This window comes from Pseudomonas sp. P7759, from assembly GCF_013386445.1.
In the GTDB taxonomy this organism is placed as follows: domain Bacteria; phylum Pseudomonadota; class Gammaproteobacteria; order Pseudomonadales; family Pseudomonadaceae; genus Aquipseudomonas; species Aquipseudomonas azotoformans_A.
Genome location: NZ_JACART010000004.1, coordinates 89,195 through 113,766, shown reverse-complemented (window position 1 = coordinate 113,766; position 24,572 = coordinate 89,195). Strand labels below are relative to the sequence as shown.

Here is a 24,572-nt window from a genome sequence, read left to right as displayed (position 1 = left end):
TGGGAGCCGGGCTTGCCCGCGATGAGGCCAGAACAGACATCACAGCATTCAGAACAGGTGCTTTATGACAGCAGCCAATGTGTACCAACAACGCCCAACCACCGGGGCCAAGGCCGAGTCGTCGCTGCACCATGCCGACCTCGCCAGCCTGGTCGGCAAGGGTCGCAAGAACGCCGGCGTGACCGTGCGCGAAAAGAAACTCCTGGGCCACCTGACCATTCGTGGCGACGGCCATGATGCCGCCTTCGCCGCTGGCGTACACAAGGCCCTGGGCATCGAACTGCCGAGCGCCTTGACCGTGATCGTCAAAGGTGAAACCAGCTTGCAGTGGCTCGGCCCGGACGAGTGGTTGCTCATCGTGCCAAGCGGCGAAGAATTCGCCGCCGAGAAAAGCCTGCGTGAGGCCCTGGGTGAGCTGCATATTCAGATCGTCAACGTCAGCGGCGGCCAGCAGATTCTTGAACTGAGCGGCCCGAACGTGCGCGATGTGCTGATGAAGTCCACCAGCTACGACGTGCACCCCAACAACTTCCCGGTGGGCAAGGCGGTGGGCACGGTGTTCGCCAAGTCGCAACTGGTGATCCGCCACACGGCCGAAGACACCTGGGAATTGCTGATCCGTCGCAGCTTCTCGGATTACTGGTGGTTGTGGTTGCAGGATGCGTCTGCCGAATTCGGCCTGAGTGTTCAAGCCTGAGGAATGCCCCATGAGCCGCGCACCTGATACATGGATTTTGACCGCCGACTGCCCCAGCGTGCTCGGCACGGTGGACGCGGTCACCCGCTATCTGTTCGAACAGGGTTGCTACGTCACTGAGCACCACTCGTTCGATGACCGGCTTTCGGGCCGGTTCTTTATCCGCGTGGAGTTTCGCCAGCCCGACGGTTTTGACGAACAAGGTTTCCGCGATGGCCTGGCCACGCGCGGCGAAGCCTTCGGCATGATCTTCGAGCTGACGGCGCCGAACTACCGGCCAAAAGTGGTGATCATGGTCTCCAAGGCCGATCACTGCCTCAATGATTTGCTGTATCGCCAGCGCATCGGCCAACTGTCGATGGACGTGGTCGCGGTGGTGTCCAACCACCCTGATCTCAAACCCTTGGCCGACTGGCACCAGATTCCCTACTACCATTTCCCCCTCGACCCCAATGACAAACCGTCCCAGGAGCGTCAGGTGTGGCAAGTGGTGGAAGACACCGGCGCGGAGCTGGTGATCCTTGCGCGCTACATGCAAGTGCTGTCGCCGGAGCTGTGCCGCAAGCTGGATGGCAAGGCCATCAACATTCACCACTCGTTGTTGCCGGGGTTCAAGGGCGCCAAGCCGTATCACCAGGCGTACAACAAGGGCGTGAAGTTGGTCGGCGCCACGGCGCATTACATCAACAACGACCTGGATGAAGGCCCGATCATTGCCCAGGGCGTGGAGGTGGTGGATCACAGCCACTATCCCGAGGACTTGATTGCCAAGGGGCGGGATATTGAAGGACTGACATTGGCCCGGGCGGTGGGGTATCACATTGAGCGGCGGGTGTTTCTAAACGCCAATCGGACGGTGGTGCTCTGATGGACGCCATCGCAGGCAAGCCAGCTCCCATATTCGACCGTGTTCCAAAGTTGGAATGCAGTCGAATGTGGGAGCGGGCTTGCTCGCGAAGAGGCCATCACTAACAACGCAAAAACAGCATCTGTACCCGAGCACTTAAACGCGCTGCCCACCCAACGGGCAACGCGGTTCCATAAAAACAACAGCGAGGTGAAAGCATGTCTGGTAATCGTGGTGTCGTGTATCTCGGCAACGGCAAGGTCGAAGTACAGAAAATCGACTATCCCAAAATGCAGGACCCCCGTGGCAGGAAGATTGAGCACGGCGTCATCCTGCGCGTGGTTTCCACCAATATCTGCGGCTCTGACCAACACATGGTGCGCGGCCGCACCACTGCCCAGACCGGCCTGGTGCTCGGTCATGAAATCACTGGCGAAGTAATCGAGAAGGGCAGCGACGTCGAGAACTTGAAAATCGGCGACCTGGTTTCGGTTCCTTTCAACGTGGCGTGCGGTCGCTGCCGCTCCTGCAAAGAGCAACACACCGGCGTCTGCCTGACCGTCAACCCGGCCCGTGCCGGTGGCGCCTACGGCTATGTCGATATGGGCGACTGGACCGGCGGCCAGGCCGAGTACGTGCTGGTGCCATACGCAGACTTCAACCTGCTGAAACTGCCGGACCGCGACAAGGCCATGGAGAAAATCCGCGACCTGACTTGCCTGTCGGACATTCTCCCGACGGGCTACCACGGTGCCGTGACTGCGGGCGTTGGCCCAGGCAGCACCGTGTACATTGCAGGCGCCGGCCCGGTCGGCCTGGCTGCTGCCGCTTCTGCACGCCTGCTGGGCGCGGCGGTGGTGATCATTGGCGACGTCAACCCGATCCGCCTGGCCCACGCCAAGGCCCAGGGTTTTGAAGTGGCCGACCTGTCCACCGACACCCCACTGCACGAACAGATCGCCGCGCTGCTGGGCGAGCCGGAAGTGGATTGCGCCGTCGACGCCGTCGGTTTCGAAGCCCGTGGCCACGGCCATGAAGGCGTGAAAGCCGAAGCCCCGGCCACCGTGCTCAACTCGCTGATGGGCGTGGTGCGCGTGGCCGGCAAGATCGGTATTCCGGGCCTGTACGTCACCGAAGATCCAGGTGCCGTGGATGCCGCCGCCAAAATGGGCAGCCTGAGCATTCGCTTCGGCCTCGGCTGGGCCAAGTCCCACAGCTTCCACACCGGCCAGACCCCGGTGATGAAGTACAACCGCGCGCTGATGCAGGCGATCATGTGGGACCGTATCAACATTGCCGAAATCGTCGGCGTGCAGGTGATCAGCCTGGATGACGCACCACGTGGCTACGGCGAGTTCGATGCGGGCGTGCCGAAGAAGTTTGTGATCGATCCGCACAAGCTGTTCAGTGCGGCGTAAGGTTCAAGGCTGAAAAAAATGGCGACCCTGGAGGTCGCCATTTTTTATGGGTTACTTGAGGGTCGTGAGTCGCAGATAGGGATCGGCCATCTCACCGTTCTTGATCAGGCGTTTGCCGCCGTAGTCGCAATGGATCTTGCCGTTGCGTTCATTGATGGCCTCGGCCTTGAGCTCGTACTCCGCGGCCAGGTAGTCATCCTGGGTGGCTGCCGTTTGGCCTGTCCACGACTTGCCGTTGGTGGTGGCAGTGTATTGATAGCCCTCGCCATAGGGCGCTGGAAGGTCAGGGTCTGTGTAGGGTTTGGATTGGATGTCACGGGGGGCGGGGCATTGGTCGATGCCAGTGGCTTGGGGCCGTGAAGCCTGGGCTTGGCTGCGAGATGGCAAATGGTTGAGTGCGCTGAAGGCAGCATAAAAATTGGGTATCAATCCGATCATGATCGTTACAGCTCCTTGTAGTGTGGCTGAGCCTCCCCGTTGAATGTGAATGGGAAGGCGAGCTTGGGTGGGCTGTGTCGATGGATGCGTTCCGCCATAATCTGGACCGCGGGTCGTGGATGTGTGGACGGTCACCGTAGGAATAATTCGGTGGCGCTTTTCAATGATGTGTAAATAAGCATTTGGCAATCTCCAGGGCTTCGCAATACGTGCCTCTCCAGTCGCCTATAGGGGTAAGGTTCCAACCTGAGACCTGTTTGAGTGTGACCGAAAAGCTCGCGGCGTTATTCATTGGCCCTTTGTAGGTGCAGATGACGGCTTGGTTGATCGCATCGTACCGGGCATCGTGGAACGTTGAGTCAGTGAGGTATGACGCCGTAGCCTGCGGGTTCTCGCCTGACCAAGTGCGCCCGTCAGGCTGGAGCATCTCGTAGCGATAGCCGCCGCTGCCCATGGCTTTTTGTTTGATCTCCTGGGGCGTCGGACAGGTGGAGGTCGCTGCATCCGACGTGTTCACCAGTGCAATGACAGCGAATACACCTGCAAGCATTGCGCTTTTCATGACGGCTTCCAGTAGGGGAAAGGCATCATGCTGCAGGTGAATACTGGAGGGTGGCTACTGTCAAACGTGACAGTTATTTAGAGCGGTTCGTGATCAGCAACCGGTTCTTTAGTCCAATAGGCAGCGCATCGATTCAGCGAGCAGCCAACGCGCCCTGATAAACCGTCGGCCCCGTGGGCTGCTTGCTCAACGACCCGCCCTTGGTCTCCGAACTCACCATCAATTCCACCGGCTTACGGATGCTTTTCTGCTGGCGCGGGTTGAGGCCGATAATGCCTTTGCCATCTTCCGGCAATAGCCCCAGGGAGACCGGCGCACCACCTTCGGGCATGGCCCAGAGTTCCAGGCTGCGATCCGGCTCGGGTGCCGTGGTGGCGATCGGTTCGACTTCGAGGTAATCCTTGTGCGCCATTATTTGCGCGGCCGGCTGCTGGGCAGTGGTCACCAGCGTGGCGGCGGCCTTGACGTTGTCCTGGGTGTAGAGCGCGCCGCCGAGGCCGGCGACGATGGCCATGCAGACGCCGATAAACACACGTGGGCGGCTCCAGAATGGGGGGTTTTGCTCAATCACTTGGGGGCGGGTCGCGCTCATGGGGCTATTCCTGACAGGGCTTTCAGTCCTGTCATGGACCCTGGTTTGCACGATGGGTTCCTGGCCCCGGTTCAGCTCAAAGTGATGCCAATTGGCCCTGATACAGCACCGGTCCGGTAGGTTGACCGGTCGGTGAGCCGCCGTGCGGCTCCAGGCTCACGGCCAGGGTCAGTGGCGCACTGAGCAACGCACGCTGTGTCTCGCTCAGTTGAATCCGGCCTTTGCCTGCGGCGGGCAGCAAGCCCAGTGAGATGGGTTTGCCACCCGGCGCAATCGCCCACAATTCCAGGCTCAACGTCGGTGCTATCGCGGCCAGTGTCAGGGGTTCCACTTGCAGGTGGTCGGCGAACGCGCTGATCTGCAGCGCGGGTTGTTGGTTGGCGTTGACCAGGGTGGCGTTGTACGCCACCCCTGTGTCGCGTTGGTACAGCACACCGACGGTGACGGCGACGACCACTGCGCAGGCGGCGGCCAGGACGCGGAGGTTTTTCCAGAACGCTTGCTTCGCCGGCACATGCAGTACCTGCGGCTCGATGCGTGCCTTGATGCCTGCCCACACGTGTTCCGGAACGGGTCGCTCAGGCAGAGTGCCGGTCAGGCTGGCGAGCGCGTCCTGCCAATGGCTGAGTTCCACGCGCAGCGCGACATCCTCCCGCAACAGCGCATCAAAACGCCGCCGTGCGGTAGCGGGCATCAGCCCGATGGCGTAGTCGGCGGCCAGGGCGCGGCGCAGGGCGGTGGTCTGGTAGTTCATGATTCAAGGCACCTGCGCAGGCGTTCCATGCCGCGGCGGATCCAGGATTTGACCGAACCCAGGGGCGCTGCCAACTGCGTGGCCAGCTCCGAGCAGGACAGGCCCTGGAAGTACGCCACGCTGATCGACCGGCGTTGCATGCCGTCGAGGGTGTCCAGGCAACGGTTCAAGGCATGGGCTTGGCGTTCGTGGTCGAGTTGGTCGTGGGCGCTGGGGGCGTCATCGATCAAGGCGTCTTGCTGACCATCGGCCAGCGGCTGTTCGCGGTGTTTGCGCAACTGGTCGATGGCCAGGTTGCGGGTGATGTTGACCATCCAGGTCATCGGCGCCGCCAGGTGCGCCTCGTAGCGCGAAGCGTTGTACCAGATGCGTACGAAGGCTTCCTGCAGCACTTCTTCGGCCAGGTCCGTGCGGCCCATGAAGCGCAGGGCCACACCGTGAAGGCGCGGCGAAACGCTGCGGTAGAGGGTTTCGAACGCTTGGCGGTTACCCAGGGCACATTGCGCCAGCAAAGGGCGCAAGGGGTCAGCATCATCGGCGCTAATAAGGCTTCTCCAGACCCTCGTTCGAGGGTTACGGGACGGCACGCGGTAAGCGGAGGGTAGTTCAGCCTGGGCATTCATTCCATCCAACTCCGAGTGGCGTATGCAGGCTATACGCGGGCCGAGGCCATTCGGATGCAGAAAAATCTGAACTAACCTTGGTGTGGGAACAATCGTTCCGGACTGTCAGTCAAACGCCTGCTTTTAGCTCTTACACCCAGAGGTTGTTTCGATGAAGATTTCACGCGGTTTCGCCCTTTCCTGCCTGATGACCCTGGCAGCCGCCCCGGTGTTCGCCGCAGGCTTCAGCCTTGGCGACGCGGCCAATGCGATTTCCGGCATGCAGGGTGGCAACAACAAGGCAGCCGCTGCCGCCCCGTCTTCCGAGACGGCCGGCCTGTTAAGCGCACTGACCTCGCAACTGAACATCACCCCCGAACAAGCGGTCGGCGGTACTGGCGCCATGCTCGGCCTGGCCAAGAACAAGCTGAGCGGCAACGATTATTCGCAACTGGGCAACAGCGTGCCGGGCCTCGACCAGTTGTCGGGCAACAACGCATTGGGCAGCCTCGGCGCCTTGAGCGGGATGCTCGGCCAGACCGGTGGTAGTAAGACCAGCGGCCTGGATGGCCTGTTGGGTAATGTGAAAAGCACCAACGACCTGAACACCGCCTTCAGCGCCTTGGGCATGGACAGCGGCATGGTCGGCCAGTTTGCCCCGGTCATCCTTCAATACCTGGGCGGCCAGGGTGCCAGCAGCTCGGTGCTGGGCAAGCTGGCCCAGGCCTGGGGCACCGGCAGTTAAGAGCGCTCCTCGCGCAGTTGTTCGATGTGCGCGTCCTTCTCCGTCCAGAGCTGGTTCACCCAGTTCTGGACGGTCTGGCGAAACGCCGGATCATTCTCGTAATCCCCTTGCCACAATGCCGGATCCAGTTCACGGGTGCGGATATCAATGATCACCTTGGGCACTGCGCCACTGATCAAATCCCAGAACCCCGGAATCTTCTGCTGCGGATAGACCACGGTCACGTCGAGCACGGCATCCAGTTGTTCACCCATCGCCGCCAATACAAACGCCACGCCGCCCGCCTTGGGCTTGAGCAAGCGAGTGAAGGGTGAATCCTGCTGCTTGCGCTTGGTTTCGTTGAACCGCGTGCCTTCCAGGTAATTGACCACCGTCACCGGCTGGCGCTTGAACAGCTCGCAGGCCTCCTTGGTGATCTTCAAGTCTTGCCCGGCGAGCTCCGGATGCTTGGCCAGGAAGGTCTTGCTGTAGCGCTTCATGAAGGGGTAATCCAATGCCCACCAGGCCAGGCCGAGGAAGGGCACCCAGATCAGCTCTTTTTTCAGGAAGAATTTGAAGAACGGCGTGCGGCGGTTGAGGGCCTGGATCAGCGCCGGGATATCCACCCAGGATTGGTGGTTGCTGATCACCAGGTAGGACGTATCGCCCCGCAGGTCTTCGCCACCGCGAATATCCCATTGGGTCGGGATGCACAGCGCGAAAATCAGCTTGTCGATCTCAGCCCAGGTCTCGGCGATCCACATCACCGCCCAGGACATGTAGTCGCGATAGCGACCGGGAGCTACCAGCTTGAGCAGGGCAAACACCATCAACGGCCCGATCAGGACCAGGGTGTTGAGCAGCAGTAGCAATGACACAAAACAGCCGGTGAGCAGGCGGCGCATAAGTAACTCTTGAAATCCTGTGGGCGGGCCATGATAAGCAGCTTGAGTCTAGAGGCCAAATGCCAATTCGCCGGACGAATGTTTCACAATGTGCCGGTTATGCTGGGGCGAGCTAACTAAGTGCTGCCTTTGCGGTCTAGAATCCGCCTACTTCTTTCCGAGGAAATCACTTCGTGAAACTGCTCCTTGCCTCTCTCGCCCTGGCTGCCCTGCCGGTCATGGCCGCCGAACCGACCCTCTACGGTCGCTACGAATACATCCAGTTGCCGGAGATCGGCGAAACCTTCAAGGCCAAGATGGACACCGGCGCGCTGACGGCTTCGCTGTCGGCCCGCGACATCGAGACCTTCACCCGTGACGGCGACGATTGGGTGCGCTTCCGCCTCGGCGGCAAAGACGCCTCCAACAAAGTCTACGAACACAAGGTGTCGCGCATCAGCAAGATCAAGAGCCGCGCCGATGAAGACGACGACAAGGACGAAGCCACCGTGGCCAAGCGCCCGGTGATCGACCTGGAAATGTGCCTGGGCGACGTCAAGCGCACCGTCGAGGTCAACCTCACCGACCGCAGCAGCTTCAACTACCCGTTGCTGATCGGCGCCAAGGCCCTGCGTGAATTTGGCGCTGCGGTAAACCCGGCCCGTCGTTACACTGCCGACAAACCGGACTGCTGACGGACCTACATGCCGCATATCCTGATTGTCGAAGACGAAGCGGCGATTGCCGACACGCTGATCTTCGCCCTGCAAGGCGAGGGCTTCACCACCACCTGGCTGACCCTCGGCCAGGCGGCGCTGGAGCATCAGCGCCAGACCCCCGCCGACCTGATTATCCTCGACATCGGCCTGCCGGATATCACCGGCTTTGAAACCTGCAAGCAACTGCGCCGGTTCAGCGAAGTGCCTGTCATGTTTCTCAGCGCGCGGGATGGCGAGATTGACCGCGTGGTCGGCCTGGAGATCGGCGCCGACGATTATGTGGTCAAGCCCTTCAGCCCACGGGAAGTGACGGCGCGGGTCCGGGCGATCCTGAAGCGCATTGGCCCAGGTGCTGCGCCGGCCGTGTTCCAGGTGGATCTGGAACGTATGCAAATTACCTTTCGCGGCCAGCCGTTGAGCCTGACGCGCCATGAGTTTCGTTTGCTGCAAAGCCTGCTGGAACAACCCGAGCGCGTGTTCAGCCGCGAGCAACTGTTGGACGCGGTGGGCGTGGCGGCGGATGCCGGCTACGAGCGCAATATCGACAGCCATATCAAAAGCCTGCGCAGCAAGTTGCGCAGCGTGGCCGCCGATGCCGAGCCGATCCAGACCCATCGCGGCCTCGGCTACAGCTACAGCCCGAGCAACAGCTGATGCGCCTGGGGCTGCGGATCTTCCTGGTGTATGCGCTGTTTATCGGCCTGACCGGCTACTTCGTGCTCAGCACCGTGATGAAGGAAATCCGCCCTGGCGTGCGCCAGTCCACCGAAGAAACCCTGGTGGACACCGCCAACCTGTTGGCCGAGATCGTGCGCAATGACGTAAAGAACGGCACCCTCGGCCAAAGCCACTGGCCGGAACTGCTCAAGGCCTATGGCAATCGCCAGCCGGGCGCGACTATCTGGGGCTTGCCGAAGAACCAGGTCAACCACCGCATCTACGTAACCGATGCCAAGGGCACCGTGTTGCTCGACTCCACGGGTGAAGCGGTGGGGCAAGACTATTCCAAGTGGAACGACGTGTACCTGACCCTGCGTGGCGAGTACGGCGCGCGCTCCACCCGCAGCGAACTGGATGACCCCGCCTCGTCGGTGATGCACGTGGGCGCGCCGATCCGTGACAACGGCCAGATCATCGGCGTGGTCACCGTGGCCAAGCCGAACAGTTCATTGCAGCCTTATGTCGACCGCACCGAGCGCCGCCTGCTGTGGTACGGCGGTGGCCTGGTGATTCTGGGCCTGCTGCTGGGCGCACTGCTGTCGTGGTGGCTGAGCGTGGCGCTGCGCCGTTTGACCGCCTACGCCGAAGCCGTCAGCGAGGGGCGGCGTGCGGAGCTGCCCCATTACCGTGGCGGTGAGCTCAAGCAACTGTCCACCGCCGTCGAGCACATGCGCACGCAGTTGGAAGGCAAGGCCTACGTCGAGCATTACGTACACACCCTGACCCACGAATTGAAGAGCCCATTGGCCGCGATCCGCGGTGCGGCGGAGCTGTTGCAGGGTGAGATGACCCGCGAGCAACAGCAGCGCTTCGTCAGCAACATCGACAGCGAAAGCGCGCGTCTGCAGCAGTTGATCGAGCGCCTGCTGAACCTGGCGCAGGTGGAACAGCGCCAGGGCCTGGAGGAGCAGGCGAGTATCCCGCTGGCGGCGATGGTCGATGAAGTGCTCAAGGCTCAATGCGCGCGGATTGAAGGCGCCGGGTTGCAGGTCGAGCAGTCAATTGCGGCGGATGTGAAGGTGTACGGTGAACCCTTCCTGTTGCGCCAGGCCCTTGGCAATCTGCTGGACAATGCCCTGGACTTCACGCCGCCCGGCGGGCTGTTGACGTTCAGCGCACAGACGCGACACAACGACGTGCAAGTCAGCCTGTTCAACCAGGCCGCGCCGATTCCCGACTACGCCCTGCCGCGCCTGAGCGAGCGTTTCTACTCGCTGCCACGCCCGGCCAGTGGGCGAAAAAGTACGGGGCTGGGCCTCAACTTTGTCGAGGAAGTGATGAAGTTGCACGGCGGCGCGTTGCAGATCGGCAATGTCGACGGCGGCGTGCAGGTGGTGCTGCATCTCCACACAGTCTCCACATTGCCCACATAAATCGCCCACACGGGCTGCCCAGACTCTCCCCATCAAAACAGGGAGAGACCCATGAACCGCAGCCTGCTTTTCAAACTTGGCGCGATTGCGCTGCTGATGCTGGTATTGCTGATTCCATTGCTGATGATCAACGGCATCATCGCCGACCGCCAGTTCACGCGTGATCAGGTGTTGGATGACATTGCCCGCAGCTCCAGCTACAGCCAGCGCCTCACTGGCCCGGTGATGGTGGTGCCGTATCGCAAGACCGTCCGCGAGTGGAAGCTCAATGAAAAGCTCAACAAACGCTACGAAGTCACCCGTGAAGAGCGCGGTCGTCTGTATTTCCTGCCGGATCGATTTGAACTCGATGGCAAGGTGCAGACCGAACTGCGCGCACGGGGCATCTACCAGGCGCGGCTGTTCCATGCCGACAACCGCATCAGCGGGCGTTTCGAATTGCCTGCGCAGTTGGGTATCACCGAAGACTTCGCCGATTACCGTTTTGAGCCGGCGTTTCTGGCGGTGGGCATCAGCGATATTCGCGGCATCGAGAACGCGCTGAAGCTGGAGCTGGGCAGCCAGCAACTGGAGTTCGAGCCCGGCTCCCAGGTGGACTGGCTGGGTGAGGGCGTGCACGTGACACTGCCGGAGCACGACAGCAAAAAGCCCAACGTTGTGGACTTTGCTTTCGACCTGCGCCTGCAAGGCACCGAGCAACTGCAAGTGGTGCCGGTGGGCAAAACCAGCCAGGTGTCACTCGCTTCAAACTGGCCACATCCCAGCTTCATCGGCAACTTCCTGCCGGCACAACGCGAGATTACCGCCCAGGGCTTTACCGCCAACTGGCAGACCTCCTTCTTCTCCACCAACCTTGAGCAAGCCCTGCAAACCTGCCTGGACAAGCAGGGCTGTGAAGACTTCAACAACCGCAGCTTCGGCGTGAACTTCATCGACCCGGTGGACCAGTACCTCAAGAGCGATCGTGCGATTAAATACGCGCTGCTGTTCATCGCCCTGACCTTCGCCGGCTTCTTCCTGTTCGAAGTGCTCAAGAGCCTGGCGGTGCATCCGATTCAATACGCGTTGGTGGGGTTTGCGCTGGCGTTTTTCTACCTGTTGTTGCTGTCGTTGTCCGAGCACATCGGGTTCGCGCTGGCTTATCTGATCTCTGCCAGCGCCTGCGTGTTGTTGATTGGCTTCTATGTGTGCCATGTGCTGCGCAGCGTCGCCCACGGGCTGGGGTTTTCCGCGGGGTTGGCGGCGTTGTATGGCTTGTTGTACGGGCTGTTGAGTGCCGAGGATTACGCGTTGCTGATGGGCTCGTTGCTGCTGTTCGGCCTGCTGGGCACGGTGATGGTGCTGACGCGTAAGTTGGATTGGTATGGGGTGGGCAAGCGTAAGACGGCGCCGCCTTTGGAATTTGACCTGGAGGCGGTGCAATGATCGGGTTGCGGGAGGATAGGCTGGAGCGGGCAAAATTGGTGCTACGGATTAATCAGCTGTTTTCTGTGGCGAGGGAGCTTGCTCCCGCTGGGGCGCGAAGCGGCCCCAAAGAATGGGCCTGCTACGCAGTCCAACGGGAGCAAGCTCCCTCGCCACAGTAAAATCTTACACCGGGGGTTGGGTCTGTTGCATCGAAGGCCGCTGGCTGACCTCGGCGTACCAGGCGGCAAGCTGCGGGTTATCCAGGCGCCATTGCATGTCCGGATGGCGGAAGTCGAGGTAACCCAAGGCGCAGGCCACGCTGATGGCGGCGATGTCGAAGTGGCTGGTCAGCTCGGCGATGGCGTCCGCTTCCAATTCAGAGAGTGTGCGGCGGATTTTGTTGCGCTGCTCATCGAGCCATTGGTCCCAATGCTTCTCGGCTGGGCGCAAGGCCGTTTCGTAGCGCACCAGCACGGCGGCATCCATGATGCCGTCGGCCATCGAGGCCAGGGTCAGGCGGCGCCAGCGGGCCGAGCCGTCGCGGGGAATCAGTGGGTTGCCGACGTGCTGGTGGTCGAAGTAATCGAGGATCACCCGGCTGTCGTGCAATACCGTGCCATCGGCCAGGCGCAGGGCCGGGATCTTGCCCACGGGGTTGCCTTGAACCACCTGCGCATCCGGGTTGACCGGGGTCGGCATGCAGCCGTGCAGCGCGACGCGGTCCTGCTGGCCGGTTTCAGCCAGCAGCACGCGCACCTTACGCACGAAGGGTGAAGCGGGGTTGTGGAACAAGGTCATGCTGGGAGCGGACATGGGCATTCCTCAAGAAAGGGCCGGGCTAATCTATCTCACCGCTTGAGCAAGGCCCAAGTACCAATTGCAGCGGGAATGCCCAAGCCGACCCAACTGAGCGAATCCCACAGCCCATCTCCCAGCAACGCCGCAAACAACCCGGCTGCGCTGAGCAGGCCGATCCCCAACGGGATACCAAACACCTTCCAGAAGTTCGATTGACGCGGCTTCATGCCTTGCCCGCCTTGCGCCGCACCATCCACAAGTAAATCCCACTGACCAACACGATGATGGTCAGCACATCCAGCGCCGCCCATAGGACTTTCATCGGCATGCCGCCGTAGTCACCGAAGTGCAGCGGTTGGGACATGCCCATGGCGTCCATGTACCACGGCCGTTCGGCGATGGCGGTGACGGCCAGGGTGCTGGCGTCGATCAGCACCGGCGTGAGCAGGTGTGAGGTCAGGTGGGTGCTGCCTTTCATGAACACGGCATAGTGGTGCTCGCTGGAAAAGCGCGTGCCGGGGAAGGCGATGAAGTCCGGCTCCATGCCGGGAGCGGCCTTGGCGGCGATGGTCAGCAGTTCGGTAGCCGGTGCGCGCTGGGTCAGCGGCGGGGCGTTTTTGTAGGGCTCGATCATGGCGCTGAGACTGTCCTGGCGCCAGGCGGCGATGATCAGGTCAGCGCAGGCGCTGATCACGCCGGTCACGCCCACCACCAAGGCCCAGGTCAGGGTGACCACGCCGATCAGGTTATGCAGATCGAGCCAGCGCAGGCGCGTGGACTTGTCCTGGCGCACCGTGGCGAACTTCAGGCGACGCATGAACGGCAGGTACAGCACCGTGCCCGAAATGATCGCCAGCACAAACAGAATGCCCATGAACGCCAGCAACAACTTGCCCGGCAGGCCGGCGAACATGTCCACGTGCAGGCGCAGCAGGAACAGGGTGAGCCCACCGTTGGCCGCCGGGGTTTCCACGGCTTCACCGGTACGCGCATCAAGCATGAAGGTGTGGGACGCGTTGGGCTCGGTGTCAGCGGTGGCGGCCATGATCGCGATCACGCCGTTCTTGTCATCCTCGTCCCAGGCCAGGTATTGCAGGGCATCGCCGGGGCGATGGGCCTGGGCGGCGCTGACGAGTTGTTCGAGATTGAGCTGCGGCGTATCAGCAGGCATTTGCGCCAGTTCCGGCTCGTTGCCCAGCAGGTGGTCGATCTCATGGTGAAACACCAACGGCAGGCCGGTGAGGGCGAGCAGCAGCAGGAATACCGTGCAGATCAGGCTGGTCCAAGTGTGGATGAAGGACCAGCGGCGGATGGTTTTGCTTTTCATTTTTTCAACCTTCAGACACACCAAAGCCGCCCACGGGGGCGGCCTGGGGTTAACTCAGCCGATTACCACTGGTAGGTGGCGCTGGCGACGACGCTGCGTTGGTCGCCGAAGTAGCAGTAGTTGCCATCGCAGGTCGACAGGTAGTCCTTGTTGAACAGGTTGGTGGCATTCAACTTGACCGATGCGCCTTTGAGGCTGTTGTCCAGGCGGCCCAGGTCGTAATGCACCGAACCGTCGAACACGGTATAGGCGTTGGCCTTGCCCAGCCAGGTGTTGGCCTGGTCGCCGTAGGTGTTGCCAGTGTAGCGCGCGCCGAAGCCGATGCCGAAGCCATCGAGCGGGCCGGTGTGCCACGTGTAGTCAGTCCACAGCGAAGCCTGCTGGTTGGGCATCAACGTCAGGCGGTTGCCTTTGTAGATGCCTTTTTGCACCTCGGATTTGGCCAAGGTGTAGGCGGCGATGACCTTGAGGTTCTCGGTCACGTCAGACACGGCTTCCAGCTCCAGGCCCTTGACCTTCACTTCGCCGGTCTGGCTGTTGATTTGCTGGCCTCCTGCGCCGAGCGTCGTGACCTGCACGTTTTTCTGGGTCAGGTCGTACACCGCTGCGCTCAGCAAAGTGTTGGAGCCGGGCGGCTGATACTTGACGCCCATTTCCCACTGCTTGCCTTCCGTCGGTTTGAAGGTCTTGGTGGCATTGGTATCGGCGTTGCTTGCCGGCTGGAAGGACTCGGCGTAGGACAAGTACGGTACGAAGCCCGAATCGAACACGTAGCTCAGCGCCGCGTTGCCGCTGAAATGTTTGATGCGGTCGGTGTTGGTTGCGTCGCTGTCGTTGAAATAGGTGGTGCCCTGATGCACCCAGTCTTCACGCCCACCCAGGGTCAGGCGCCATTTGTCCAAGGCCATCTGGTCCTGCACGTAGAGGCCGGTCTGTACGGTTTTCTGGTTGTAGTCGTAGAAAGGCCGCACGCCGGTTGGGCGCAGCGTTGGCGTGGTGTTGATCGGGTTGAAAATGTTGATGTTTGACGCGGTGCCGTAAATCGCACGGTAGGACGTGTCGGTGCGTTGGTGATCCAGGCCCAGCAGCAGGGTATGGATCACGTCGCCCGTGGCGAAATCCGCCTGGAAATTGTTATCCACCGCGAACTGGCCAATGCTTTCGTTGACGTTGGTGGTCGAGCGGCTGATATCGCCCGCCGCATTTGCCGGGGAAAATGCATAAGAGCCCACGGTCAACTGCCGGAAGTCCAGTTCCGACTTGGTGTAGCGCAGGTTCTGCTTGAACTGCCAGGTGTCGTTGAAACGGTGTTCGAACGCATAGCCCAGCGCATAGTAGGTGCGGTCGTAGAACTCGTAGTCCGGGTCGCCCAGGTTCTTGTGGTGGGAAACGTCACCCAGCGGCGACTTGATCTTGGTGCCCTGGATCGGCATGAACTGGCTGGTCGTGCCGGTATCGTCCCGCGTGAACTGCGACAAGAAGGTCAGCTTGGTATCCGGATCGATGTTCCACGTCAGGCTTGGCGCAAGGTTGTAGCGCTTGTTGTCGATGTGGTCGACCTGAGTGCCGGCGTCGCGCACCACGCCGCTGAGGCCGTAGAGGAACTGGCCGTCATCGTCGATCTTGCCGGTGCTGGCAAAGTTGATCTGACGGTAGTTATCGCTGCCGTATTGCACCTGGACGGCGTGGCTCGACTCCTCGCTGGGACGGCGGCTGACCATGTCCAACAGGCCGCCCGGCGGCGTCTGGCCGTACACCGATGAGGCCGGGCCGCGCAGCAGGGCGAGGCGGTCGAGGTTCCAGGTCTCGGCTTTCGGGTTGGCGTAGACGCCACGTGGCAGCGGCAGGCCGTCGAGGAACTGGGTGGGTTCGAAGCCACGTACACGCATCCAGTCGTAGCGGGTGTCGCTACCGTAGCTGGCGGACACGATGCCCGGCATGTATTTCACCGCGTCATCCAGGTTCTGCACGTTGCGGTCTTGCATCTGCTCGCGGGTGGCGACCGAGATCGAACGCGGCGCCTCGACCAGTGCGGTGTCGGTCTTGGTGCCGGCGGCGGTGCGTTTGGCCAGGTAGCCGTCGACCGGGCCCCAGGCGCTTTCATAGCTGTCCTGGCCGGTGATATTGGTGGTCGGCAACGCCACGACGCCTTCTGGAATCGCCACCAGGGTGTACGTCCCCGTACTGCTCTGTTCCAACTGCAACCCCGTGCCACGCAGTGCTTCACGCAGCGCGCCCGGAGCATCGAACTGGCCCTTGACCGGCGCCGAGGTCTTGCCTGACGCCAAGGCCGGGCTGAGGGTCAGCGCCAGGCCGCCCTGGCTGGCGATCTGGTTCAGGGTGGTGGCCAGGGGGGCCGCCGGCAGATTGTAGGTGCGCACGCTGGACGCCTGTTCCGCTGCGATCAGCGAAGTGCTGGCCAGCGGGGCGCTGAGGGCAATGGCCACGGCTAACAGGCTGGGGCGCAACAAGGTGTCTAGCGTGCGGGACATAGGGCGGCTCCTGAATGGAAATATTTCGCAATTGCCTAGGTGCCGAACGAGAATCGAAAAGTGATAGGGCAGGATGAAAATATTTTTTATTTGGCCGCGGGTGCTTTGCCGATCACGGTCACCCACCACGGGGTGTGCTGCTCGATCTGCACCGGCAACGTCGGCAGCAGCGCGTTGAGCGCCAGTGTGGTGTCGTGCAGCGGGAAGCTGCCAGTGATGCGCAGGTCAGCGACGTTTTTATCCACACCCAGGTAACCGGTGCGGTAACGGCTGAGCTCCGCAACCACATCGCCCAGGCGCGCGTTATCGACCACCAGCATACCGCGGGTCCAGGCGTCGGTGGCGGGGGTGACGGCAAGTGCCGGGCCGAGGCCATCGCTGCGCATCAGCACTTGCTGGCCTTCCTTGAAGATCTGTTCCTGATTCAGCGCTTCGGGCTGGGCGGCCACGGCCGATTGCAACACGCTCAAGCGCGTGGCGTCGTCTTCGCGCTTGACGATAAACCGCGTACCCAGCGCCCGCAGGCTGCCGTCGCGGGTTTGCACATAGAATGGCCGCGCGTCGTTGTGGCCGGTCTCGACCAGGATTTCGCCTTCCTGCAACACGATCAGCCGGCGTTTTTCATCAAAACGTACGTCGATGGCGCTGTGGGTGTTGAGGTTGATCAACGTGCCATCCGCCAGCTTCAGCGTGCGCTGCTCGCCGGTGGCGGTGCGTTGGTCGGCCAGCCAATAGTGGATCGGCACATAGCGTTCACCGGCAAACAGCGCCAGGCCAATCACCAGCGCGATGCTTGCAAGACCACTGCCCAGCTTGCGCACGCGCTGGCGAATGCCTTCACGCGATTGCAGCAACGCCGCCCGCGCCGGACCCGAGGCCACGCTGAAACGCTGGTCGAGCATGCCCAACTGGCGCCAGGCGCGGGCGTGTTCTTCATCGCTGGCCAGCCATTTATCGAATTCTTCACGCTCAATTACGCTGCCGTCGCCCGAATCGAGGGACAGCTGCCAGGCAATCGCCGCATCCAGCACGCGGGCCGAGACGGGTTTGGAGCTGATCACCGTCACAGCGGCTCGCCATACAGCGCGATGTAGCACTGGCGAATGCCCTGGGCGAGGTACTGGCGCACGCGGGGCACCGACACGCCGAGGCGCTGGGCGATTTCGGCGTGACCCATGCCGTCGAGGCGGTTATAGAGGAAGGCGGCGCGAGCCTTGCTCGACAGCTTGCCGAGCAGGCGGTCGATGGCCTTGAGGTCCTCGAGGATCAGTTGCTGTTCTTCCGGCGACGGGTGTTCGCTTTCCGGGATCAGCATCAGTTCAGTGAGGTACGTCTGTTCCAGGGCCGCGCGACGGAAGTAGTCGAACAACAAGCCCTTGGCGATTGCCACCAGGAACGCCCTTGGTTCGCGGGGTTCACGCAACTCATCACGGCCGAGCAGGCGCATGAAGGTGTCCTGGCTCAGGTCTTCGGCGCGGCTCGGGCAGGCCACGTTGCGTCGAAGCCAGGCCAGCAGCCAGCCACGATGGTCGCGATACAACGCGCCAACAAGCTCACTGTGTGGGTTCTGGATCGACGACAAGGCATCACCTGGTAAACGCGATGTTTAAACTAACGAGAATTATTCGCGATTGTGTCAGAGCCGTGGAGTGGGCGCAATTGGCGTCTGTCGGGAGATGACATTAAAACGATGGCGCGTGCTGACGCCGTTTCCATTGGCTCAAACGCTCTTGCAACGCCTGTGTCGTGTCGATGTGTTGCTGGCGCGCGCGGCTGAACAGGATCAGCATCAGCTCCGCCGTGGCCAGGGCGTCGGCGCTGGCGTGGTGGCGCTCGCCCACATGCAGGTGGAAGTGGTTGATCCAGTCGTCCAACCCGGCCTCGCGAATATGCGCATCCGGGCACAGCAGCGGGGCGATGTCTGCAACATCGAGAAACGGATGGGCCAGGCGATAACCCAGGCTGTCCTTGAGCGCCCGGCACAGCATGTGTTGATCGAACGGCGCATGGAAGGCCAGCAATGGGCTGTCGCCCACAAAGTCCATGAAGTCCAACAACGCATCGACCGGATCGCTGCCAGCGGCAATCGCACTGGGGCCGAGGCCGTGGATCAACACGCTGGGGCTGAGTTTGGTTTCGGTCCGTTGCAGCGTGCGTTCGAACAGTTGCGAGAAATCCACCGCGCCATCTTCGATCACCACCGCGCCAATCGACAGCACCTGGTCACGGTTGAGGTTGAGGCCGCTGGTTTCCAGGTCCACCACCACCCAGCGCTGGTTGCGCAGGGTGACGTCGCCCAGCGGTGTGGGTTTGCGCAGTTGCGCCAGGCGCTGCTGTTGCGCGCTGTCGAGCCCGGGCGCTTTCTTACGCAGCCAGTTGAACAAGCTCACAGCTGATACCGCAATGTCAGGCTGCTTTGCAGGCGCTGGGCCTGGCGCAGGGATTCACGCAGGATGCGCCGGTCCAGATGGTTGAGGCTGTCCGGGTCGACACGGTTGGAATACGGCTGATTCTCGCGGGTTTGCAGTTGGTGCTGCTGCATGCGGGTCTGCTGGATAAAGTGGTAGGCCTCTTCATACGCCGCGCCGTCCAGGGGCTCGATCACCTCCTTGACCACTAACTGGCGCAGGCGCTCCAGGGTGTTGTTGGCGTGGATGCCATTGGCCAGGGCCAACAGGCGCGCGCCGTCGACAAAAGGGGTCAGGCCCTGCACCTTGAGGTCGAGCGTGGCTTTTTCGCCGCCTTTACGCGTGAGTACAAATTCGCGGAAACGTCCTACGGGCGGCCGCTGGCGCAACGCGTTTTCGGCCAACATGCGTTGAAACAACCGGTTGTCCGCCACCTGGTCGAGAATACCTTGGCGCAATTGCTCGCAGCCGCGTTCATCGCCCCACACCACACGCAGATCGAAATAGATGCTGGAACCCAGCAGATTCTCCGGCGTGGCTTCGCGGATAAACGCTGCAAACCGTCGCGCCCATTCCGCCCGTGACAGGCACAGCTCCGGGTTGCCGGCCATGATGTTGCCTTTGCACAGGCTGAACCCACACAGCGCCAGGCTCTGGTTGATCTGCTGCGCCAGCGGCAACAACCGGCCTCGGATCGCCGCGGCTTCGGCCGCGTCCTTGGCATCAAACAGGATGCCGTTGTCCTGGTCGGTGTACAGCGTCTGCTCGCGGCGGCCTTCGCTGCCAAAGCACAACCAACTGAAGGGCACGCCGGGGTCGCCTTTTTCGGCCAGGGTCAGCTCGATCACCCGGCACACGGTGTGATCGTTGAGCAGCGTAATGATGTGGGTGATCTGGGTGGACGAGGCACCATGGGCCAGCATGCGTTCGACCAACTGGCCGATCTCGCCGCGAATCGCCACCAGATTGTCCACCTTCGGCGCATTGCGGATGGTGCGCGCCAGGTGCACCAGGTCCACCCGTTGCAGGGAAAACAGATCGCGCTCGGACACCACGCCGCACAGGCGCTGGTCCTTGACCAGGCAGACGTGGGCGATATGCCGCTCGGTCATGGCGATCGCGGCGTCGAAGGCGCTGTGGTCCGGCGTCAGGAAGAACGGTGCCTGGGTCATATGCCCTTCGATGGCCTGGCTGAAATCGCTGGTGCCATCGGCCACCACCTGGCGCAGGTCGCGCAGGGTGAAAATCCCCAGGGGCGCCTTGTGTTCATCCACGATCACGATGCTGCCGACCTGTTGCTCATGCATCAGCGTGACGGCTTCGCGCAGCGGCGTGGCGGGGCTGCACGTGACGGGGTGGCGCATGGCCAATTCACCGAGCCGCGTGTTCAGGGAATATTGAGTGCCGAGGGTTTCCACGGCTTTTTGCTGCACCTGCTGATTCACCTGATCCAACAGGCTGCTGACGCCGCGCAGGGCAAAATCGCGAAACGGGCTGGAGAGTGCAAACAGCTTGATGAACGCCTGTTTGTTCAGTTGCAGGCAGAAGGTGTCTTCGGCGGCCTTGTGCTCGGTGCGCGTCGCGCGTTCGCCCAACAGTGCGGCGAGGGGGAAGCATTCGCCAGTGGTGATTTCAAACGTGGTTTCGGCGCTGTCTGGCCGCTCACCGACCACCCGGCCCTGCTTGACGATATAAAAGTGCTCCACCGGCCCGCCCGACGGTTTGAGGATGCTGTCGCCGGGGCCATAGAAGCGTAACTGGCACTGTTCCACCAAAAACGCCAAGTGGGCGTTTTCCATCTGGTTGAACGGCGGGAAGCGTTGCAGGAATTGCAGGGTGCCGTGGATATTTTGCAACACAGCAGTTTTCCCCGCCTGGGCGAAGGCATCAGCTTTACTCATAACAATGACCGCAGTTTTTTTGTCGTTATCGTCCCTCATGGTCGACTCCTGCGCAGCGGGTGCCCATTGGACGTAAGTCTAGGTCGATACAAACGGCACACACCTAGGGAAAAACCTTACATGACTATCGTCCAAAACCCGTAGAACGCCCACTAGGCAAACTTTCCGACGAAGTGCACATTGATCGCCCTTCCGCAGATGTCTGACGAGTGTGCTGGGAGATTGATGAGAACTGCTGAGAACCGTATGTCCGACCACGATATTTTGAGTGATGCCGAGCGCGAGGCGCTGAGCGCCGTGATGCTGGAGCCTGATTTACCGCCACAACGCGTGTTGATCGTCGACGACGACAAGGACGCACGCGAACTGCTGGCGGAAATCCTGGGGCTGGACGGTATTCGCTGCATGACCGCCGACAGTGGTGAGGCGGCGTGGGATTTGTTGAAGTCGAGCAGCTCCATCGGTTTGCTGATCACTGACCTGCGCATGGCACCCAGTAACGGCCTGGAACTTATCCGACAAGTGCGTGAGTCCACACGTGCGGCGCTGCCAATCATCATCATGTCGGGGGATGCCGAAGCGCCGGATGTGATCGATGCGATGCATTTGAGCGTGGTGGATTTTTTGCTCAAGCCGATCGATAGCGTGAAGTTGGCAAAGATGGTGAAGCGAGAGTTGGGGATGGCGCAGTAAAACCCAGCCGGATAAAAAAAGCCCTGATCGTGTGATCAGGGCTTTTTCATTTACAAGCCGTTCTTGGCCTTGAACTCCCGACGCCGACGGTGCAATACCGGCTCGGTATACCCATTAGGCTGTTTGGTCCCTTCAATCACCAACTCCACCGCTGCCTGGAACGCGATGTTGCTGTCGAAATCCGGTGCCAGTGGGCGGTACAACGTATCCCCAGCATTCTGACGGTCCACCACCGGCGCCATGCGCTTGAGGCTTTCCATCACCTGAGCTTCGTTGACGATGCCGTGGCGCAGCCAGTTGGCGATGTGCTGGCTGGAGATGCGCAGGGTGGCGCGGTCTTCCATCAGGCCTACATCGTTGATGTCCGGCACTTTCGAGCAACCGACGCCCTGGTCGATCCAACGGACCACATAACCCAGGATGCCTTGGGCGTTGTTGTCCAGTTCGTTGCGGATCTCTTCGTCGGACCAATCGGTGTTGCTGGCCAGCGGAATGGTCAGGATGTCGTCCACCGACGCACGCTCGCGCTTGGCCAACTCGGCCTGGCGGGCGAACACATCGACCTTGTGGTAGTGCAACGCGTGCAGCGCAGCCGCTGTCGGCGACGGCACCCAGGCGGTGTTGGCGCCGGCCAGTGGGTGGGCGATTTTCTGTTCGAGCATCGCCGCCATCAGGTCGGGCATGGCCCACATGCCTTTACCGATCTGCGCGCGACCTTGCAGACCGGTGCTCAGGCCGATATCGACGTTCCAGTTTTCGTAGGCGCCGATCCATTTTTCCGCCTTCATTGCCGCCTTGCGCACCATCGCGCCGGCTTCCATGGAGGTGTGGATCTCGTCGCCGGTACGGTCGAGGAAACCGGTGTTGATAAACACCACGCGCTCGCTGGCGGCCTTGATGCAGGCCTTGAGGTTGACCGTGGTACGGCGCTCCTCGTCCATGATCCCGACTTTCAGCGTGTTGCGCGGCAGCTTCAGCACGTCTTCGATGCGGCCGAACAGCTCGTTGGTGAACGCGGCTTCTTCCGGGCCGTGCATCTTCGGCTTAACGATGTACACGGAGCCAGTGCGGCTGTTCTTGCGGCTGTTGTTGCCGTTGAGGCTGTGGGTCGCGGCGAGGCTGGTGACCAGGCCGTCGAGGATGCCTTCCGGCACTTCGTTGCCGTCTTTGTCGAGGATCGCATCGATGGTCATCAGGTGACCCACGTTGCGCACGAACAACAGCGAGCGACCGTGCAGCGTTACGTCCTGGCCATCCACGCCGGTATAAACGCGGTCGGCGTTCATGGTGCGAGTAAAGGTCTTGCCGCCCTTGGCCACTTCTTCGGCCAGGTCGCCCTTCATCAGGCCGAGCCAGTTGCGGTAGATCACCACTTTGTCGTCGGCATCGACGGCGGCGACGGAGTCTTCGCAGTCCATGATGGTGGTCAGCGCGGCTTCCATCAGCACGTCTTTGACGCCGGCGGCATCGGTCTGCCCGACCGGGGTGCTGGCGTCGATCTGGATTTCGAAGTGCAGGCCGTTGTGTTTCAGCAGGATCGCAATCGGCTCGGCCGCAGGGCCCTGGAAACCGATCAACTGTGCGTCGTCGCGCAGGCCGCTGTTGCTGCCGCCCTTGAGGCTGACGATCAGCGTGCCGTCGACGATCTTGTAGCCGGTGGAATCGACGTGGCTGCCGGCGCTGAGCGGTGCGGCCTCATCGAGGAAGGCGCGGGCGAAGGCGATGACCTTGTCGCCACGCACTTTGTTGTAGCCCTGGCCCTTTTCGGCGCCGTCGGCTTCGCTGATGGCGTCGGTGCCATACAGCGCGTCGTACAGCGAGCCCCAGCGCGCATTCGAGGCGTTGAGGGCGAAGCGGGCGTTCATCACCGGCACTACCAGCTGCGGGCCGGCCATGCGGGCGATCTCGTCATCGACGTTTTGGGTCGTGGCCTGGAAGTCCGCGGCTTCTGGCAGCAGGTATCCAATGTCTTGCAGGAAGGCTTTGTAGGCCACCGGGTCGTGCGCCTGGCCGGCATGAGTCTGGTGCCAGGTATCGATCCGCGCTTGGAAATCGTCGCGTTTGGCGAGTAGGGCTTTGTTCTTCGGGGCCAGGTCATGGATGACCTTGTCGGCACCGGCCCAGAACTGGTCGGCAGTAATGCCGGTGCCGGGAATGGCTTCGTTGTTCACGAAGTCGAACAGGACTTTGGCGACCTGCAGGCCACCGACTTGAACGTGTTCAGTCATTGCTTGCCTCACTCTGCACAGCTTAAGCGCTTTTTAGATTTTCATTATGTAGTGCCAGGTTGCGCATACTACATGATGACTTGCGGTTGTGAAAATTAGACTAAATACGTCGTTTAGCGACCCACTTTGGTCGTACGGTCACAGCGGAGAACCGGATGTTCTCAAAAAACTATTGGATTGTTCCAGATAAATATAAAAATGGTACACGATTTGTTATCGAGGGCCTTCGGGTCCACCTTGTAGATTGAATTCCAGAGGGCGTTGCCATGGACCATCTTGTACTCACAATTATCGCTGCCGACAAACCCGGCCTGGTCGAGCGCATCGCGCAGAATATCGCCGCCCACGGTGGCAACTGGCTGGAAAGCCGCATGGCGCACATGGCCGGGCAGTTTGCCGGGATCCTGCGGGTCAGCGTGCCTACAGAGCACCGTCAGGCGTTGGTCGGGGCGTTGGAGGATTTATCCACCCATGGCATTCGCGTGCTGGTGGGCGAGGGCAGTAGTGGGCAAGCGTCGGCGTCCAAATCGATCATGATGACGCTGGTGGGCAATGACCGTGCGGGCATTGTGCGCGAGATCACCGCGCTGCTGAGCCAGCAGGGCGTGAACCTGGAGAGCCTGAGCACCGATGTGCGCCCGGCCCCCATGAGCGGCGATCCGTTGTTTACCGCCGAGGCGATGTTGCAGGTGCCGACCGCGTTATCCCTGGACACCTTGCAGCTGTCCCTGGAAACCCTGGCCGATGACTTGATGGTGGAACTGCACCACGAGGAATAAATGACGAGGAATAATCTGCCCACAGGGTTATGCATGGAAATCTTGCATGGGCCTGTGGATAACCTGTAGAGACCCCTCGCCAGCCCACGCCGGCCGGGGTTCTTCGCTGTTTGAGCAAAAAACGAGCAATTTCAAAAGCTTGTGCACAAATGGCGGGGACCAGGTTGTGGATAACCTTGGGGTGGATGTCTGCAAGCCACGCGCCCTGT

The 24,572-nt window shown here is 61.4% G+C and carries 25 protein-coding genes; 10 read left to right on the top strand and 15 right to left on the bottom strand.

Annotated features, from left to right (window positions below; translation table 11 throughout):
- Nucleotides 1-64: 64 nt before the first annotated feature.
- The 3 genes from HX823_RS04535 (at nt 65) to fdhA (ending at nt 2,962) form a co-directional block, all read left to right on the top strand.
- Complete coding sequence (locus HX823_RS04535) at nt 65-697, top strand: sarcosine oxidase subunit gamma (RefSeq protein WP_038848850.1); 633 nt, start codon at nt 65-67, stop codon at nt 695-697.
- Nucleotides 698-707: 10 nt separating this feature from the next.
- A complete protein-coding gene (gene purU, locus HX823_RS04530; protein WP_016977808.1) occupies nt 708-1,565 on the top strand; it encodes a formyltetrahydrofolate deformylase in 858 nt (285 codons plus the stop codon).
- A gap of 197 nt (nt 1,566-1,762) precedes the next feature.
- Nucleotides 1,763-2,962, top strand: a complete 1,200-nt coding sequence (gene fdhA, locus HX823_RS04525) for a formaldehyde dehydrogenase, glutathione-independent (protein WP_016977809.1) — start codon at nt 1,763-1,765, stop codon at nt 2,960-2,962.
- A gap of 51 nt (nt 2,963-3,013) precedes the next feature.
- On the opposite strand, the gene HX823_RS04520 is transcribed toward fdhA, so the two are convergent.
- From HX823_RS04520 to HX823_RS04500, 5 genes are all read right to left on the bottom strand, one after another.
- Nucleotides 3,014-3,400, bottom strand: a complete 387-nt coding sequence (locus HX823_RS04520; protein ID WP_177074235.1) for a hypothetical protein — start codon at nt 3,398-3,400, stop codon at nt 3,014-3,016.
- Nucleotides 3,401-3,560: 160 nt separating this feature from the next.
- The gene (locus tag HX823_RS04515) at nt 3,561-3,962 is read right to left on the bottom strand and encodes a DUF3757 domain-containing protein (protein WP_177074234.1); all 402 of its coding nucleotides are present in this window, start codon (nt 3,960-3,962) and stop codon (nt 3,561-3,563) included.
- Between the two features lie 133 nt (nt 3,963-4,095).
- On the bottom strand, nt 4,096-4,554 hold the full coding sequence (locus HX823_RS04510; RefSeq protein WP_218169640.1) for an anti-sigma factor domain-containing protein: 459 nt from the start codon (nt 4,552-4,554) through the stop codon (nt 4,096-4,098).
- Nucleotides 4,555-4,630: 76 nt separating this feature from the next.
- Nucleotides 4,631-5,308 (bottom strand): anti-sigma factor domain-containing protein, encoded by a 678-nt coding sequence (locus HX823_RS04505; RefSeq protein WP_177074232.1) that lies wholly within the window; start codon nt 5,306-5,308, stop codon nt 4,631-4,633.
- Nucleotides 5,305-5,931: an RNA polymerase sigma factor gene (locus tag HX823_RS04500; protein ID WP_038848839.1), complete on the bottom strand. Its 627-nt coding sequence runs from the start codon at nt 5,929-5,931 to the stop codon at nt 5,305-5,307. Before HX823_RS04500 ends, HX823_RS04505 begins: the two co-directional genes overlap by 4 nt.
- A 151-nt stretch (nt 5,932-6,082) precedes the next feature.
- Here HX823_RS04500 and HX823_RS04495 point away from each other — a divergent pair, with 151 nt between their 5' ends.
- Nucleotides 6,083-6,655 (top strand): DUF2780 domain-containing protein, encoded by a 573-nt coding sequence (locus HX823_RS04495; protein ID WP_033898061.1) that lies wholly within the window; start codon nt 6,083-6,085, stop codon nt 6,653-6,655.
- On the opposite strand, the gene HX823_RS04490 is transcribed toward HX823_RS04495, so the two are convergent.
- On the bottom strand, nt 6,652-7,539 hold the full coding sequence (locus HX823_RS04490) for an acyltransferase (RefSeq protein ID WP_177074231.1): 888 nt from the start codon (nt 7,537-7,539) through the stop codon (nt 6,652-6,654). The genes HX823_RS04495 and HX823_RS04490 overlap by 4 nt on opposite strands.
- A gap of 173 nt (nt 7,540-7,712) precedes the next feature.
- Here HX823_RS04490 and HX823_RS04485 point away from each other — a divergent pair, with 173 nt between their 5' ends.
- The 4 genes from HX823_RS04485 to creD are packed head-to-tail and all read left to right on the top strand — an operon-like array spanning nt 7,713 to nt 11,755.
- Nucleotides 7,713-8,213, top strand: coding sequence for an ATP-dependent zinc protease (locus HX823_RS04485; protein ID WP_033898063.1), 501 nt, complete (start codon nt 7,713-7,715; stop codon nt 8,211-8,213).
- Nucleotides 8,214-8,222: 9 nt separating this feature from the next.
- Nucleotides 8,223-8,891, top strand: a complete 669-nt coding sequence (gene creB, locus HX823_RS04480) for a two-component system response regulator CreB (RefSeq protein WP_038848831.1) — start codon at nt 8,223-8,225, stop codon at nt 8,889-8,891.
- Nucleotides 8,891-10,330 carry a two-component system sensor histidine kinase CreC gene (creC, locus tag HX823_RS04475; RefSeq protein WP_177074230.1) on the top strand — a complete coding sequence of 480 codons (1,440 nt, stop codon included), beginning with the start codon at nt 8,891-8,893 and terminating at the stop codon, nt 10,328-10,330. The genes creB and creC overlap by 1 nt, the downstream gene beginning before the upstream one ends.
- A 51-nt stretch (nt 10,331-10,381) precedes the next feature.
- Nucleotides 10,382-11,755, top strand: a complete 1,374-nt coding sequence (gene creD, locus HX823_RS04470; protein WP_177074229.1) for a cell envelope integrity protein CreD — start codon at nt 10,382-10,384, stop codon at nt 11,753-11,755.
- Nucleotides 11,756-11,920: 165 nt separating this feature from the next.
- Here creD and HX823_RS04465 read toward each other — a convergent pair whose 3' ends face one another.
- The 8 genes from HX823_RS04465 to HX823_RS04430 all read right to left on the bottom strand — a co-directional run bounded on the left by HX823_RS04465 (nt 11,921) and on the right by HX823_RS04430 (nt 20,663).
- Entirely contained in the window at nt 11,921-12,550 is a 630-nt protein-coding gene (locus HX823_RS04465) for a glutathione S-transferase (RefSeq protein WP_177074228.1), read from the bottom strand.
- Nucleotides 12,551-12,585: 35 nt separating this feature from the next.
- Nucleotides 12,586-12,762, bottom strand: a complete 177-nt coding sequence (locus tag HX823_RS04460) for a hypothetical protein (protein WP_098467484.1) — start codon at nt 12,760-12,762, stop codon at nt 12,586-12,588.
- Nucleotides 12,759-13,862: a PepSY domain-containing protein gene (locus HX823_RS04455; RefSeq protein ID WP_177074227.1), complete on the bottom strand. Its 1,104-nt coding sequence runs from the start codon at nt 13,860-13,862 to the stop codon at nt 12,759-12,761. Before HX823_RS04455 ends, HX823_RS04460 begins: the two co-directional genes overlap by 4 nt.
- Before the next feature lie 62 nt (nt 13,863-13,924).
- Nucleotides 13,925-16,354 (bottom strand): TonB-dependent siderophore receptor, encoded by a 2,430-nt coding sequence (locus tag HX823_RS04450; RefSeq protein WP_177074226.1) that lies wholly within the window; start codon nt 16,352-16,354, stop codon nt 13,925-13,927.
- An 86-nt stretch (nt 16,355-16,440) separates the two neighbouring features.
- Nucleotides 16,441-17,421: a FecR domain-containing protein gene (locus tag HX823_RS04445; RefSeq protein WP_038843098.1), complete on the bottom strand. Its 981-nt coding sequence runs from the start codon at nt 17,419-17,421 to the stop codon at nt 16,441-16,443.
- Nucleotides 17,418-17,936, bottom strand: a complete 519-nt coding sequence (locus HX823_RS04440) for an RNA polymerase sigma factor (protein WP_177074225.1) — start codon at nt 17,934-17,936, stop codon at nt 17,418-17,420. The genes HX823_RS04445 and HX823_RS04440 overlap by 4 nt, the downstream gene beginning before the upstream one ends.
- A 100-nt stretch (nt 17,937-18,036) precedes the next feature.
- Entirely contained in the window at nt 18,037-18,744 is a 708-nt protein-coding gene (locus HX823_RS04435) for a PolC-type DNA polymerase III (RefSeq protein WP_061434395.1), read from the bottom strand.
- Nucleotides 18,741-20,663, bottom strand: coding sequence for a putative nucleotidyltransferase substrate binding domain-containing protein (locus HX823_RS04430; RefSeq protein ID WP_177074224.1), 1,923 nt, complete (start codon nt 20,661-20,663; stop codon nt 18,741-18,743). Before HX823_RS04430 ends, HX823_RS04435 begins: the two co-directional genes overlap by 4 nt.
- A gap of 246 nt (nt 20,664-20,909) precedes the next feature.
- Here HX823_RS04430 and HX823_RS04425 point away from each other — a divergent pair, with 246 nt between their 5' ends.
- Nucleotides 20,910-21,356: a response regulator gene (locus tag HX823_RS04425; RefSeq protein ID WP_025857000.1), complete on the top strand. Its 447-nt coding sequence runs from the start codon at nt 20,910-20,912 to the stop codon at nt 21,354-21,356.
- Nucleotides 21,357-21,406: 50 nt separating this feature from the next.
- Here HX823_RS04425 and HX823_RS04420 read toward each other — a convergent pair whose 3' ends face one another.
- Nucleotides 21,407-23,584: a malate synthase G gene (locus HX823_RS04420; RefSeq protein ID WP_177074223.1), complete on the bottom strand. Its 2,178-nt coding sequence runs from the start codon at nt 23,582-23,584 to the stop codon at nt 21,407-21,409.
- A 266-nt stretch (nt 23,585-23,850) separates the two neighbouring features.
- On the opposite strand from HX823_RS04420, the gene HX823_RS04415 reads away from it, so the two are divergent.
- A complete protein-coding gene (locus tag HX823_RS04415; RefSeq protein WP_038843084.1) occupies nt 23,851-24,363 on the top strand; it encodes a glycine cleavage system protein R in 513 nt (170 codons plus the stop codon).
- The last annotated feature ends 209 nt before the right edge of the window (nt 24,364-24,572 follow it).

Coding starts and splice junctions, on each gene's coding strand:
- HX823_RS04535 (WP_038848850.1), top strand. CDS start 65: ATGACAGCAGCCAATGTGTACCAACAACGCCCAACCACCGGGGCCAAG.
- purU (WP_016977808.1), top strand. CDS start 708: ATGAGCCGCGCACCTGATACATGGATTTTGACCGCCGACTGCCCCAGC.
- fdhA (WP_016977809.1), top strand. CDS start 1,763: ATGTCTGGTAATCGTGGTGTCGTGTATCTCGGCAACGGCAAGGTCGAA.
- HX823_RS04520 (WP_177074235.1), bottom strand. CDS start 3,400: ATGATCGGATTGATACCCAATTTTTATGCTGCCTTCAGCGCACTCAAC.
- HX823_RS04515 (WP_177074234.1), bottom strand. CDS start 3,962: ATGAAAAGCGCAATGCTTGCAGGTGTATTCGCTGTCATTGCACTGGTG.
- HX823_RS04510 (WP_218169640.1), bottom strand. CDS start 4,554: ATGAGCGCGACCCGCCCCCAAGTGATTGAGCAAAACCCCCCATTCTGG.
- HX823_RS04505 (WP_177074232.1), bottom strand. CDS start 5,308: ATGAACTACCAGACCACCGCCCTGCGCCGCGCCCTGGCCGCCGACTAC.
- HX823_RS04500 (WP_038848839.1), bottom strand. CDS start 5,931: ATGAATGCCCAGGCTGAACTACCCTCCGCTTACCGCGTGCCGTCCCGT.
- HX823_RS04495 (WP_033898061.1), top strand. CDS start 6,083: ATGAAGATTTCACGCGGTTTCGCCCTTTCCTGCCTGATGACCCTGGCA.
- HX823_RS04490 (WP_177074231.1), bottom strand. CDS start 7,539: ATGCGCCGCCTGCTCACCGGCTGTTTTGTGTCATTGCTACTGCTGCTC.
- creB (WP_038848831.1), top strand. CDS start 8,223: ATGCCGCATATCCTGATTGTCGAAGACGAAGCGGCGATTGCCGACACG.
- creC (WP_177074230.1), top strand. CDS start 8,891: ATGCGCCTGGGGCTGCGGATCTTCCTGGTGTATGCGCTGTTTATCGGC.
- creD (WP_177074229.1), top strand. CDS start 10,382: ATGAACCGCAGCCTGCTTTTCAAACTTGGCGCGATTGCGCTGCTGATG.
- HX823_RS04465 (WP_177074228.1), bottom strand. CDS start 12,550: ATGTCCGCTCCCAGCATGACCTTGTTCCACAACCCCGCTTCACCCTTC.
- HX823_RS04460 (WP_098467484.1), bottom strand. CDS start 12,762: ATGAAGCCGCGTCAATCGAACTTCTGGAAGGTGTTTGGTATCCCGTTG.
- HX823_RS04455 (WP_177074227.1), bottom strand. CDS start 13,862: ATGAAAAGCAAAACCATCCGCCGCTGGTCCTTCATCCACACTTGGACC.
- HX823_RS04450 (WP_177074226.1), bottom strand. CDS start 16,354: ATGTCCCGCACGCTAGACACCTTGTTGCGCCCCAGCCTGTTAGCCGTG.
- HX823_RS04430 (WP_177074224.1), bottom strand. CDS start 20,663: ATGAGTAAAGCTGATGCCTTCGCCCAGGCGGGGAAAACTGCTGTGTTG.
- HX823_RS04425 (WP_025857000.1), top strand. CDS start 20,910: ATGTCCGACCACGATATTTTGAGTGATGCCGAGCGCGAGGCGCTGAGC.
- HX823_RS04420 (WP_177074223.1), bottom strand. CDS start 23,584: ATGACTGAACACGTTCAAGTCGGTGGCCTGCAGGTCGCCAAAGTCCTG.
- HX823_RS04415 (WP_038843084.1), top strand. CDS start 23,851: ATGGACCATCTTGTACTCACAATTATCGCTGCCGACAAACCCGGCCTG.